Below are 12,263 nucleotides of genomic sequence, written 5' to 3'. Positions count from 1 at the left end.
AGCCTGTCAAAAGCTGCGCCGGAAACTTGCATTCGGCCAGGTAGCTTCAAGAATGAAGTGACCGGATCAGGATTTCACCATGCCATCACTCACAAGCTTCGGCAGGCGCGTTCGCAAACTCTGGCATGGTGCAGACCTGGCTCTGGTCGGGCAGCGCCGCGAGCGCCGCATGCGCATGCTGTCGAGCCTGGTGATGATCGTGATGGGCCTGCTCTGGGGGCTGTTCTTTTCTTCTCGCGGCTATTGGGCCATCGTCATCATGGATGTGGCCATCGTCCTCAGCGGTGTTGCGGTCTTCGCGCTGACCCTGCGCAACCAGGCCCGTAGCGCCAACCTGATTCTGTTCGGTGCGCTGATCCTTATCGTCGTCGCCTCAACCCTGCTGCTCGACCCGCCGACCCTGACGGCGCCGCGTGCGACGCATCTCTATCTGCTTCCGGTGGCTGTCGGCGCGTTGATGGCCTTCCGCGATGAGCCCTTGTGGCTTCGTTACGGCATGTCGCTGTTCTGCCTGCTGTTGTTCGTCGCCCTGGCCGCGTCCAACTGGCGGCCCACCGATCTTTATGCGCTGCCGGACGATGTGCGCATCGTCGGCTCCTGGGTGCAGGGCATTGCCGCCATGGCGCTGTTCTTCCTGCTCCTGCATATCCTGCAGAGCGACACCGCCGAGCGCTCGGAGCTGGATCGTGACCTGCGCGCGGCCATTCGCGAGCAGCAGTTCGTGCTGTATTACCAGCCGCAGCTCAGTGGTGCCGGGCGGGTCATCGGTGCCGAGTTGCTGATTCGCTGGCAGCACCCGCAACGCGGGCTGTTGGCGCCCGGCGAGTTCATCGATCACGCCGAGAATACCGGGCTGATCATCCCCATCGGCCAATGGGTGCTGGAGCAAACGGCTGCGCGCCTGCGTCAGTGGAAGGATGACCCGCTCTTCGGCGACCTGGGCCTGGCGGTGAACATCAGTCAGAAGCAGTTCTCGCAGAGCAGTTTCGTCGCCGAAATTCTCGGCCTGATCGAACGCCACGGCATCGACGCCCGGCGCCTGGAACTGGAGCTGACCGAGACGCTGATCGTGCATGACATGGAGGACCTCACGCGCAAGATGACGGCGCTGGTCGAGCATGGCGTGCGCTTCTCGCTGGATGACTTCGGTACCGGCTTTTCTTCTCTTAGCCACCTCAAGCGCCTGCCGTTGAGCAAACTGAAGATCGACCGTTCGTTCATCTGCGATGTGCTCACCGATGCCAATAGCGAAACCATCGTGCGCACGGTGATCGCCCTGGGGCAGAGCATGGGCATGACGGTGATCGCCGAGGGCGTGGAAACCGAGGCACAGCGGCAGTTTCTGGCTGACAACGGTTGCAGTCAGTTCCAGGGATATCTGCTCGGCCGACCGATGCCGTTGGCGGATTTCTGTGCCTTCGTTCAGCGCCACAACGGCTGAATCGCTGCTCCGTCCATCTTTGATCTCCTGTCTGGAGTGAACTTGAAGCAAGTGGCCAATGTCTGTCTGCTGTCGGCCCGTACCGGCAGGAATAGATGGCTATTGGCCGCTAGTGTGGCGTCTACGTCGCGGATTCTGCCTGCATCATGCTCGAGCGTGTTCTTCAGCGCGTGGCCGGCAACGTCCATCCCGTTCGCCGGGTTCGTCTGACTGCCACGTGAAGATTGCCCATGTTTTTATCTCGTCATACTCCACTCCAACCCCGCATTCTCGGTGCCTGCCTGCTGCTCGGTGGCCTGCTCGGCGGCGCACAGCCGTCTCTGGCCGAAGAGGCGTCTGGCAACCAGCGCTGGGTCAGCGACAGCCTGAACACCTACGTGCGCAGTGGCCCCACCGATGGCTACCGCATCGTCGGCACCCTGGTTTCCGGGGAGAAAGTGGAGCTGCTGCGTACTCAGGGCGACTACAGCCAGGTGCGCAGCGCAAGCGGCAACAGCGTCTGGATTCCCAGCCGCGACCTGCAATCGGTACCAGGCCAGGCCGAGCGCCTGCCGCAGCTGGAACAGAAAGTCGCTGACCTCAGCGCGGAGCTCAAAGGCATCGACGACGCCTGGAAGATCCGTGTGCAAGGCATGCAGGAAACCCTGGACTCACGCAAGAAACTCATCGACGAGCTGCAGGCCGCCCGCGGCGCACTGGACGCCGAACTGACCACCACCCGTTCGCAACTGCGCGATGCCCAGGCGCAACTCGGTGAGGAACAGCAACAGGTGCTGATGCGCTACATGGCCTATGGCGGCAGCATCGCCGGCGCCGGGCTGCTGCTCGGGCTGATCCTGCCGACCATGCTGCGGGTCAAGCGCAAACGTAATGATCAGTGGGTGTGAGTCTTCAGAACGTCTGCTGCCCCTGATGCCTGCAGCATCCGTCGCAGGTGCCGGGACAGGCGCAGCCGCGGATGCTGCGCCCGGTGTCGCGCTCGACCCGCTGCGCCACTTCGGGGTCGTCGGCGAAGGGCAGCATGGTCGCCTCGTCGAGGTCACGCTGGCTGCCGCGTCCAAGGGTCAGTTGCACACCGAGGAAGAACATCACCACGGCGATCATCCCCCAGGCTTCAGCCGGCATGAGCGGCTGCTCCGGCATCCTGCAGTTCGCTGGCTGGGCTGCGCAGGGTCAGCCAGGTGTTGAGCGCCATCAGCAGCATGCCGGCGAGGAAGCACAGGCCGCCGACCAGGCGCACTACGAAGCCCGGGTGGCTGGCTTCCAGTGCCTCGACGAAGGAGTAGGTGAGGGTGCCGTCCTCGTTCACCGCGCGCCACATCAGGCCCTGGGTAATGCCGTTGACCCACATCGAGGCGATGTACAGTACGGTGCCGATGGTGGCCAGCCAGAAGTGCGCGTTGATCAGGCCGATGCTGTACATGCCCTCGCGGCCGAAGACTTTCGGGATCAGGTGATAGAGCGAGCCGAAGGTGATCATCGCCACCCAGCCCAGTGCCCCGGCATGCACGTGGCCGATGGTCCAGTCGGTGTAGTGGGACAGGGCGTTTACAGTCTTGATGGCCATCATCGGCCCCTCGAAGGTGCTCATGCCATAGAAGGCCAGAGACACCACCAGAAAGCGCAGGATCGGGTCGGTGCGTAGCAAGTGCCAGGCACCGGACAGCGTCATCATGCCGTTGACCATGCCGCCCCAGCTCGGCGCCAGAAGGATGATCGACATCACCATGCCCAGACTCTGCGCCCAGTCCGGCAGGGCGGTGTAATGCAGGTGGTGCGGGCCGGCCCAGATGTACAGGGTGATCAGTGCCCAGAAGTGCACGATGGACAGGCGGTAGGAATACACTGGCCGATTGACCTGCTTGGGCACGAAGTAATACATCATCCCGAGGAAACCTGTGGTGAGGAAGAAGCCCACGGCGTTGTGCCCGTACCACCACTGCACCATGGCGTCGGTGGCGCCGGAATACACCGAGTAGGACTTGAACCAACTCACCGGCACCGACAGGTGATTGACGATGTGCAGCATGGCGATGACCAGGATGAAGGCGCCGAAGAACCAGTTGCCGACATAGATGTGAGGCGTCCTGCGGCGCGTCAGCGTGGTGAAGAACACGATGCCGTAGACGACCCAGACGATGGCCATCCATACCGCGCCGGTGAATTCGATCTCGGCGTATTCCTTGGTGGTGGTGAGGCCCATGGGCAGCGTCACCAGCATGATCAGGATGGTCGCCTGCCAGCCCCAGAAGGTGAAAGCGGCCAGTTTGTCGGAGAACAGGCGCGTCTGGCAGGTGCGCTGCACCGCGTAGTAGCTGGCGGCGAACTGTGCGCTACCGGCGAAGCCGAAGATCACCAGGCTGGTATGCAAGGGGCGCAGGCGACCAAAGCTGAGCCAGGGTATGTCGAAGTTGAGTGCCGGCCACACCAGTTGGGCGGCGATGAGCACGCCGGTGCACATGCCCACCACCCCCCAGAAAATCGTCATCAAGGTGAACTGGCGGACGACCTTGTAGTTATAGGCCGGGTGGGAAGCAGCAGATTGCATCGCGGTAACCTTCCATACAGTAGTGCGGGCGTAGCCGCGCGAGTGGCGAAACTGTAGGGAGGCTGGGAGAAACAAAACAGACTCAGAAACCGCTGTCTGATGCGTATCAGATGATGTGCCCAGCAGCGCGCACTGCGTTCGGCGCGCGCTTTTCAGGGTTCAGGGCTGGGCGGTCAGATGACGGGCGATGCCCTTCTTCAGCGGCAGCAGACCCTGCGCCATGCGCAGGCCGGCACCGCGCAGCAGGCGTGCGGGCAACTGGTCGTTGGTGTACAGCTCTACCAGCAGGTTAGTGGCCTGGTACAGCGGCCAGGTCGCCAGACGTAGTTGGCGCTCGTAGCGCGCCAGTGGCGCGGCTGCGCCGATGTCCTGGTGTTTGCCATGAGCGGCGAGCAGTGCGTCGCTGAGCAGTTGCACACCGATCAGACCGAAGTTGAAGCCATGCGCGGTGACCGGATGCATGCCCACGGCGGCGTCGCCGAGCAGGGCGCAGCGGGCACCGACCATGCGTCGCGCATAGGCACCTACCAGCGGATAGGCGTGGCGACTGCTGACCAGCTGCATGGCGCCGAGGCGGCGGTCGAAGCGCCTTTCCATCTCGCGGGCGAAGCTGGTTTCGTCGAGTTTCTGCAGGCGTTCGATCTCGCGCGGTGGCAGGGTCAGTACGGTCGACGACTGCCGGCCACTGAGCGGCAGCAAGGCCAGGGTCTGGCCATAGCCGAACCACTCCCAGGCCACGTGCTGGTGATCCTCTTCATGTTGCATGCGGCACACCAGCATGCTCTTGCCGAAGTCCTTCAGGTGCGCACCGATACCGAGCTGGCGGCGGGTTTCCGAGAAGCGGCTGTCGGCAGCGACCAGCAGGCGCGGTTGCAGCACCTGGCCGTCCTGCAGCACCAGTTTCACCTCGCGCTCGCTGGCCTCAATGGCGCGCACGCTGGTGTCACACAGCAATTGCACATCAGCGCATGTGCTTACCGCCTGATAGGCGGCGCGGCGAATGGCCTGGTTGGCCACCAGATGGCCGAGGCGTTCGGCGCCGGCCTGTTCGGCGCGGATCTTCAGGGCGAACAGCGAGGGGCCGCTGAATACCTGGGCATCGCGTAGTACGGAGATTTCCTCAGCGGGCAGGCGTGACCATAAATCCAGGCGTTCGAGCAGGGCCTGCGAGCCGTGGGTGAGGGCGATCTCGCGGCCGTCGAAGGCCGGTTCGGCCAGCACTTGCTCGGCCTGGCGTTCCAGTATCACGATGGACAGGCCGTGCCCGGACAGGGCACGTGCCAGGCACAGGCCCGCCGGGCCGGCGCCGACGATGACGATATCGGGTGACATGCTGCAGCTCTCCGTGCGTGTGACCAGTAGGGCGGGTGAAACCCGCCGTGCGCAGATGCGAAGTGCGAGTCTAGGTCGCAGCAGCGCCGCAGATATTGTCCGGGATCATGCCGTGGGCTGAATGTGTTGTACGGGGCGAGAGCTATGAGTCGACATTAAATATTGTTGTTATTACAAGTTTATCCGTCTTGATGGGCGTAATTTTCGGGTTTACTGTGGTGCGCGTTGTCTGAACTATAAAAATAATTCGGGTTTGGAGTCGATGCCATGCATCCTCACTTTTCTGCAGGTGCCGATCAGCGAACGGCCTTCGCTCAGGAGTCGTTTTCGTGAAACTGGCTCTGGTCGGCGATATCGGTGGTACCAATGCACGCTTTGCCCTTTGGCGTGACGAACAACTGGAGGCGGTGCAGGTTCTGGCGACCGCCGATTTCGAAGGGCCGGAACAGGCCATCGCTGCTTATCTGCAATCCCAGGACCTGCCGCTGGGCGCCATAGGCTCGGTGTGCCTGGCCTGCGCCGGACCGGTCGGCGGTGACCTGTTCCGCTTCACCAACAATCACTGGCGTATCGATCGTGCGGCGTTCTGCCAAACGTTGCAGATCGACCGTTTGCTGATGGTCAACGACTTCTCCGCCATGGCCCTGGGCATGACCCGCATCGCCGACCACGAGCGTGTGCAGGTGTGTCCGGGGGAGGCGCAGGCAGATCGTCCGGCCCTGGTGATCGGCGCCGGCACTGGCCTCGGTGTCGGTACGCTGCTCGCGCAAGCAGATGGCAACTGGCTGGTGCTTCCGGGCGAGGGCGGTCACGTCGATCTGCCCATTGGCAGCCCGCGCGAGGCCGAACTCTGGCAGGTCCTCTATCGACAGCTGGGTCATGTGCGCGCCGAAGACGTGCTCAGTGGCAACGGCTTGCTGGTGCTGTATCGGGCCATCTGCGAACTGGACGGTAAGCCGTTGCAGCACGCGACGCCGGCGGCCATCAGCGCCGCTGGCCTGGCGGGCGAGCCTGTGGCCGGCGAAGTACTGGAACAGTTCAGTTGCTGGCTCGGGCGCGTCGCCGGCAACGACGTGCTGACGCTGGGGGCACGCGGTGGGGTGTATATCGTCGGCGGCGTGGTGCCACGTTTCGCCGAGCGCTTTCTGGCCAGCGGTTTTGCCAAGAGTTTCCGCGACAAGGGTTGCATGAGCCATTACCTTCACGGCATTCCGGTGTGGCTGGTGACGGCCGAGTACCCCGGCCTGACGGGGGCAGGTGTGGCCTTGCAACAAGCGCCGGACCATAGCCCGGATGCAGTCCGGGAGAGCCGTTGATAGAACCCCGGATTTCATCCGGGTTACACAGCCAGAACAAGAAAGGTGGCGGACCATGAGCCAGCCCGGCAAATCGATTCTGCTGGTTGATGACGACCAGGACATTCGCGAACTGCTCGATACCTACCTGAGCCGCGTCGGCTTTCAGGTGCGCGCCGTCGCCGATGGTGCCGCCTTCCGCCAGCGTCTGTGTGCGGAGTCGGCCGATCTGGTCATCCTCGACGTGATGCTGCCCGACGAGGACGGTTTCAGCCTGTGTCGCTGGGTGCGCGAACACCAGCGCTTGGCCCAGGTGCCGGTGATCATGCTCACCGCCAGCTCGGACGAAGCCGACCGCGTGATCGGCCTGGAGTTGGGAGCCGATGACTACCTCGGCAAGCCATTCAGCCCTCGCGAGCTGCTGGCGCGGATCAAGGCGTTGCTGCGCCGCGCCCAGTTCACTCAGGAGCGCAGCGGCGAGGTGCTGGCTTTCGAGGACTGGCGCCTGGACATGGTCAGCCATCGGCTTTTCCACCGCGACGGCGAGGAGGTCATTTTGTCCGGCGCCGACTTTGCGCTGCTCAAGCTGTTTCTCGATCACCCACAGCAGATTCTCGACCGCGACACCATCGGCAACGCCACCCGTGGCCGCGAGGTGATGCCACTGGAGCGCATCGTCGATATGGCCGTCAGTCGCCTGCGTCAGCGCCTGCGCGACACCGACAAGCCGCCACGGCTGATTCGCACCGTGCGCGGCAGCGGCTACCAACTGGCGGCCACGGTAAGCCTGCAGGCTGGCGATGGGCGTTAACCCACGGCGCTGGCTGCCGCGCTCGTTGCTCGGGCGCATGCTGCTGCTCACGCTGCTGGCGATATTGGCTGCGCAGACGTTGTCCAGCGTGATCTGGCTGTCGCAGTTGCGCGCCACCCAGCTCGAAGGCCTGGTCACCACCGCGCGCAGCCTGGCGCATTCGATGTCCGCTAGCGTGCGTTACTTTCGTTCGCTGCCGGTGAATTACCGGCCGCTGGTGCTCGATCAGTTGCGCAGCATGGGCGGCACGCGCTTCGTGGTCAGCCTCAATGACCGACCCTTGCAGATGAAGCTGCTGCCAGCCACGCCCCGCAAGCAGGCGGTAACCGACGCGGTGACCGCGGTGCTGCGCCAGGCGCTGGGCAATGCCGCCGACATCTCGGTGACCTTCGTCAGCCCGAGTGACCTGCGCATCTTCAACGGCGGCTTGAAACTCGACGAGCTGCCGCGTTCCTGGGCGCACTATGCCTTGACCCTGGAGCCGATCAACCCGCCGGTACTGGTGACGCAGATCCGGCTGGCGCCAGGGGAGTGGCTGTACATCGCCTCGCTGCTGCCGGAGCCCTATACCAGCCTGGAGGAACCCATTCTGCCCACCCAGCAGCTGTGGTTCATCCTGCTGACCACTGCTTTTTTGCTGTTGTTCATCGGGTTACTGGTGCATCTGCAGAGCCGCCCGCTCAAGCGCCTGGCCCGTACCGCGCGACACCTGTCGCTGGGCGCGGAAGTGGAGCCAGTGGCCGAAGGCGGCGGCCGCGAGGTGGTGGAGGTGGCCCGCGCCTTCAACGCCATGCGCGAGCGCATCAGTCGTTACCTGACCGAGCGCAGCCGGCTGTTCAGCGCCATTTCCCATGACCTGCGCACGCCGATCACACGCCTGCGCCTGCGCGTCGAGCTGCTGGATGACGAAAGCCTGCAGAGCAAGTTCGGGCGTGACCTGGACGACCTCGAGCTGCTGGTCAAAGGCGCGCTGCAATGTGTGAAGGACACCGACATTCACGAGAACATCGAGCCGGTTGACCTCAATCACCTGCTGCATGGGCTGACCGAACCCTACCTCGGCTCGGGGCGGGTGACCCTCGACGGGGCTGCGCGTGATCTGTATCCCGGCAAGCCGCTGGCCCTGCGTCGCTGTATCGGCAACCTGCTGGATAACGCGCTGAAGTACGGCGAGCGTGCGCATCTGAACATCGAGGACGACGCCGAGGCGTTCGTCCTGCATGTCGATGACGAGGGCCCGGGTGTGCCCGAGCAGAAGCTCGAGCAGGTGTTCGAGCCGCACTTTCGCCTGGCCAGCCAGCAGCAGGGCTACGGTATGGGGCTCGGCATCGCACGCAACCTGGCGCACAGCCACGGCGGCGAGCTGAGCCTGCGCAACCTGCGCGATGGTGGGCTGCGCGTCACTCTCTGGTTGCCGCGTCAGAGTCGTTGAACGCGCCCTTGCGCCCCATGTCACGTGCTCGCACTGATTTGTAACGGCTTGGTGACGTTCCAATACCCTTTGTTACCCCCAGCGCTATGGGGGCTGGGTAGACTCAATCGCAATGCAAGCACCACGACGTGCTCGCGAATAACAACAACAAGGTGTCTTATCCCATGAAAGCGATCTCTCGCCTGTCCTGTGCCATCTCCCTCGCTGTTCTGCTGCCCCTGTCCGCCACTGCCGGTGAAGTCGAAGTGCTGCACTGGTGGACCTCCGGTGGCGAAAAGCGTGCGGCCGATACCCTGCAGAAACTGGTCGAAGCCCAGGGCCACACCTGGAAGGATTTCGCCGTGGCCGGTGGCGGCGGCGAAGCGGCCATGACCGTGCTGAAGACCCGCGCCGTGTCCGGTAATCCGCCCGCTGCTGCACAGATCAAGGGGCCGGATATTCAGGAGTGGGGCGAGCTGGGCCTGCTCGCTGACCTCAACGGCGTTGCCGCCGAGCAGAAATGGGATGAGCTGCTGCCGCCGCAGGTGATCGAGGTGATGAAATACCAAGGTGACTACGTGGCAGTGCCGGTCAACGTGCACCGGGTCAACTGGTTGTGGATCAACCCACAGGTCTTCGCCAAGGCCGGTGCCACGCCGCCGACCACCCTCGATGAATTTTTCGCTGCCGCCGACCAGCTGAAGGCCGCTGGCTTCATCGCCATCGCCCATGGCGGCCAGCCCTGGCAGGACGGCACCGTGTTCGAGGACCTGGCGTTCAGCATTCTCGGTGCCGAAGGCTTTCGCAAAGCCTTCGTCGAGCAGGACCGCGACACCCTGACCGGCGACAAAATGGTTGAAGTGTTCGCCGCCCTGCAGAAACTGCGCGGCTACATCGACGCCGACGCCGCCGGGCGTGACTGGAACAGCGCCACCGGCCTGGTGATCGACGGCAAGGCCGGCATGCAGATCATGGGCGACTGGGCCAAGAGCGAGTGGACCGCTGCCGGCAAGGTCGCCGGCAAGGACTACGAATGCCTGGCCTTCCCTGGCACCCAGGGCAGCTTCGCCTTCAATATCGACTCGCTGGCCATGTTCAAGCTGAACGACGCTGACAACCGCAAGGCTCAGGAAGACCTGGCGCGCACGGTGATGGGCAACGAATTCCAGGCGTTCTTCAACCAGAACAAAGGTTCGATCCCGGTGCGCATGGACCAGGACATGAGCAGCTTCGACGTCTGCGCGCAGAAGTCCATGGCTGACTTCAAGGCGGCCGCTTCCGGTGGCGGCCTGCAGCCGAGCCTGGCCCACGGCATGGCCGCTTCCAGCTACGTGCAGGGTGCGGTGTTCGACGTGGTGACCAACTTCTTCAACGATCCCGAGGCCGACCCCCAGCGCGCCGCCCAGCAACTGGCAGCAGCGATCCAGGCGGTGCAGTGAGTCTACGCGCCGCCTAGGCGGCCCTTGCCGTAGGGCGGGTGTAACCCGCCGAATCCAAGCCTTCCATTCCTGGCGCACGCCTACAGGCACGCGCCACGGGAGCGGCTGCGCCGTGCTTTCCACCCCTCTCCCTCTGGGAGAGGGGGCTTGTTTCCACCGTTGACGCAATGGAGTCAACCATGAGTTCAACCGCAGTCATCACCAAAGCCTCACCGCTGGACGCCTTGCAGCGCTGGCTGCCCAAGCTGGTGCTGGCGCCGAGCATGGTCATCGTGCTGGTGGGCTTCTACGGCTACATCGGCTGGACCTTCCTGCTCTCGTTCACCCATTCGCGTTTCATGCCCAGCTACAACTTCGTCGGGCTGCAGCAGTACGCGCGCTTGTGGGACAACGACCGCTGGTGGGTGGCGAGCCAGAACCTGCTGCTGTTCGGCGGCCTGTTCATCGCCATCAGCCTGATCATTGGCGTGTTTCTGGCGGTGCTGCTGGACCAGCGCATCCGCCGCGAAGGCTTTATCCGCACCCTATTTCTCTACCCCATGGCGCTGTCGATGATCGTCACCGGCACTGCCTGGAAGTGGCTGCTCAACCCCGGTCTGGGGCTGGACAAGCTGCTGCGCGACTGGGGCTGGGAGGGCTTTCGCTTCGACTGGCTGGTGGACCCGGATCGTGTCGTCTACTGCCTGGTGATGGCCGCCGTGTGGCAGTCCTCGGGCTTCGTCATGGCGCTGTTTCTCGCCGGCTTGCGCAGCGTCGATCACTCGATCATCCGCGCCGCCCAGGTCGACGGCGCCAGCCTGCCGAGCATCTACCTGCGCATCGTCCTGCCAAGCCTGGGCCCGGTGTTCTTCAGCGCGCTGATGATCCTCGCCCATATCGCCATCAAGAGCTTCGACCTGGTCGCTTCGATGACCGCCGGCGGCCCCGGCTACGCCTCCGATCTGCCGGCGATGTTCATGTACGCCCACACCTTCACCCGCGGCCAGATGGGCCTCGGTGCCGCCAGCGCGATGCTGATGCTCGGCGCGGTGCTGGCGATCCTGGTGCCCTACCTGTATTCCGAACTGCGAGGCAAACGCCATGAGTAGTGTGAGCGTCGCGCAGCGACGATCTTCTGATGTCCTTCTCCCTCCGGGAGAAGGTGGCGCGAAGCGCCGGATGAGGGCATTCAGCTTCAGCCGTATAGCCATCCACACCACCCTGATCCTGGCCTGCGCGGTGTACCTGGTGCCGCTGCTGGTGATGCTGCTGACCAGCTTCAAGACCCCCGACGACATCCGCAGCGGCAACCTGCTGTCGATCCCGGATGTGTTCACCGTCATCGGCTGGGTCAAGGCCTGGGACGGCGTCGGCGGCTACTTCTGGAACTCGGTGAAGATCACCATCCCGGCGGTGCTGATCTCCACGCTGCTCGGCGCGCTGAACGGCTACGTGCTGGCCATGTGGCGCTTTCGCGGCTCGCAGCTGTTCTTCGGCCTACTGCTGTTCGGCTGCTTCCTGCCGTTCCAGGTAATCCTCCTGCCGGCGTCCTTCACCCTCGGCCAACTCGGCCTGGCCAACACCACCGAAGGCCTGGTGCTGGTGCACGTGGTCTACGGCCTGGCCTTCACCACGCTGTTCTTCCGCAACTTCTACGTGAGCATTCCCGAGGCGCTGGTGCGCGCCGCGCGCCTCGATGGCGCCGGTTTCTTCACCATCTTCGGGCGCATCCTGCTGCCGATGTCGGTGCCGATCATCATGGTCAGCCTGATCTGGCAGTTCACCCAGATCTGGAACGACTTCCTCTTCGGCGTGGTGTTCGCCAGCGGCGACACCCAGCCCATCACCGTGGCGCTGAACAACCTGGTCAATACCAGCACCGGGGCCAAGGAATACAACGTCGACATGGCTGCGGCGATGATCGCCGGGCTGCCCACTCTGCTGGTCTACATCCTGGCCGGTAAGTACTTCCTGCGCGGCCTGACGGCCGGCTCCGTCAAAGGTTGA

Annotated in this window: 11 protein-coding genes; 8 read left to right on the top strand and 3 right to left on the bottom strand. The window is 63.9% G+C overall.

What is annotated here, in order from left to right; genetic code table 11:
• Positions 1–79 precede the first annotated feature (79 nt).
• Both H3221_RS09015 and H3221_RS09010 read left to right on the top strand, forming a co-directional pair.
• Positions 80–1,441, top strand: coding sequence for a putative bifunctional diguanylate cyclase/phosphodiesterase (locus H3221_RS09015; RefSeq protein WP_196474085.1), 1,362 nt, complete (start codon positions 80–82; stop codon positions 1,439–1,441).
• 230 nt (positions 1,442–1,671) lie between these two features.
• Complete coding sequence (locus tag H3221_RS09010) at positions 1,672–2,328, top strand: TIGR04211 family SH3 domain-containing protein (protein WP_196474086.1); 657 nt, start codon at positions 1,672–1,674, stop codon at positions 2,326–2,328.
• Positions 2,329–2,332: 4 nt separating this feature from the next.
• Here H3221_RS09010 and H3221_RS09005 read toward each other — a convergent pair whose 3' ends face one another.
• The 3 genes from H3221_RS09005 to ubiM form a co-directional block, all read right to left on the bottom strand.
• Positions 2,333–2,566, bottom strand: a complete 234-nt coding sequence (locus H3221_RS09005) for a cbb3-type cytochrome oxidase subunit 3 (RefSeq protein ID WP_196474087.1) — start codon at positions 2,564–2,566, stop codon at positions 2,333–2,335.
• On the bottom strand, positions 2,556–3,989 hold the full coding sequence (gene ccoN, locus H3221_RS09000) for a cytochrome-c oxidase, cbb3-type subunit I (RefSeq protein ID WP_196474088.1): 1,434 nt from the start codon (positions 3,987–3,989) through the stop codon (positions 2,556–2,558). Before ccoN ends, H3221_RS09005 begins: the two co-directional genes overlap by 11 nt.
• Positions 3,990–4,148: 159 nt before the next feature.
• Positions 4,149–5,321 (bottom strand): 5-demethoxyubiquinol-8 5-hydroxylase UbiM, encoded by a 1,173-nt coding sequence (gene ubiM, locus H3221_RS08995; protein WP_196474089.1) that lies wholly within the window; start codon positions 5,319–5,321, stop codon positions 4,149–4,151.
• Positions 5,322–5,650: 329 nt separating this feature from the next.
• Here ubiM and H3221_RS08990 point away from each other — a divergent pair, with 329 nt between their 5' ends.
• From H3221_RS08990 to H3221_RS08965, 6 genes are all read left to right on the top strand, one after another.
• A complete protein-coding gene (locus tag H3221_RS08990; RefSeq protein ID WP_196474090.1) occupies positions 5,651–6,637 on the top strand; it encodes a glucokinase in 987 nt (328 codons plus the stop codon).
• 55 nt (positions 6,638–6,692) lie between these two features.
• Entirely contained in the window at positions 6,693–7,427 is a 735-nt protein-coding gene (locus H3221_RS08985; RefSeq protein ID WP_196474091.1) for a response regulator, read from the top strand.
• The gene (locus H3221_RS08980; RefSeq protein WP_318011446.1) at positions 7,417–8,859 is read left to right on the top strand and encodes a HAMP domain-containing sensor histidine kinase; all 1,443 of its coding nucleotides are present in this window, start codon (positions 7,417–7,419) and stop codon (positions 8,857–8,859) included. Before H3221_RS08985 ends, H3221_RS08980 begins: the two co-directional genes overlap by 11 nt.
• Before the next feature lie 164 nt (positions 8,860–9,023).
• A complete protein-coding gene (locus H3221_RS08975; protein ID WP_196474092.1) occupies positions 9,024–10,277 on the top strand; it encodes an ABC transporter substrate-binding protein in 1,254 nt (417 codons plus the stop codon).
• 179 nt (positions 10,278–10,456) lie between these two features.
• Positions 10,457–11,365, top strand: a complete 909-nt coding sequence (locus tag H3221_RS08970; protein ID WP_196474093.1) for a carbohydrate ABC transporter permease — start codon at positions 10,457–10,459, stop codon at positions 11,363–11,365.
• A gap of 70 nt (positions 11,366–11,435) precedes the next feature.
• Positions 11,436–12,263: a carbohydrate ABC transporter permease gene (locus H3221_RS08965; RefSeq protein WP_196474094.1), complete on the top strand. Its 828-nt coding sequence runs from the start codon at positions 11,436–11,438 to the stop codon at positions 12,261–12,263.

It is taken from the genome of Pseudomonas chaetocerotis, from assembly GCF_015712105.2.
Classification (GTDB): domain Bacteria; phylum Pseudomonadota; class Gammaproteobacteria; order Pseudomonadales; family Pseudomonadaceae; genus Aquipseudomonas; species Aquipseudomonas chaetocerotis.
This window is presented reverse-complemented; position numbering and strand designations above follow the sequence as displayed.

Coding starts and splice junctions, on each gene's coding strand:
- H3221_RS09015 (WP_196474085.1), top strand. CDS start 80: ATGCCATCACTCACAAGCTTCGGCAGGCGCGTTCGCAAACTCTGGCAT.
- H3221_RS09010 (WP_196474086.1), top strand. CDS start 1,672: ATGTTTTTATCTCGTCATACTCCACTCCAACCCCGCATTCTCGGTGCC.
- H3221_RS09005 (WP_196474087.1), bottom strand. CDS start 2,566: ATGCCGGCTGAAGCCTGGGGGATGATCGCCGTGGTGATGTTCTTCCTC.
- ccoN (WP_196474088.1), bottom strand. CDS start 3,989: ATGCAATCTGCTGCTTCCCACCCGGCCTATAACTACAAGGTCGTCCGC.
- ubiM (WP_196474089.1), bottom strand. CDS start 5,321: ATGTCACCCGATATCGTCATCGTCGGCGCCGGCCCGGCGGGCCTGTGC.
- H3221_RS08985 (WP_196474091.1), top strand. CDS start 6,693: ATGAGCCAGCCCGGCAAATCGATTCTGCTGGTTGATGACGACCAGGAC.
- H3221_RS08980 (WP_318011446.1), top strand. CDS start 7,417: ATGGGCGTTAACCCACGGCGCTGGCTGCCGCGCTCGTTGCTCGGGCGC.
- H3221_RS08975 (WP_196474092.1), top strand. CDS start 9,024: ATGAAAGCGATCTCTCGCCTGTCCTGTGCCATCTCCCTCGCTGTTCTG.
- H3221_RS08970 (WP_196474093.1), top strand. CDS start 10,457: ATGAGTTCAACCGCAGTCATCACCAAAGCCTCACCGCTGGACGCCTTG.
- H3221_RS08965 (WP_196474094.1), top strand. CDS start 11,436: ATGAGGGCATTCAGCTTCAGCCGTATAGCCATCCACACCACCCTGATC.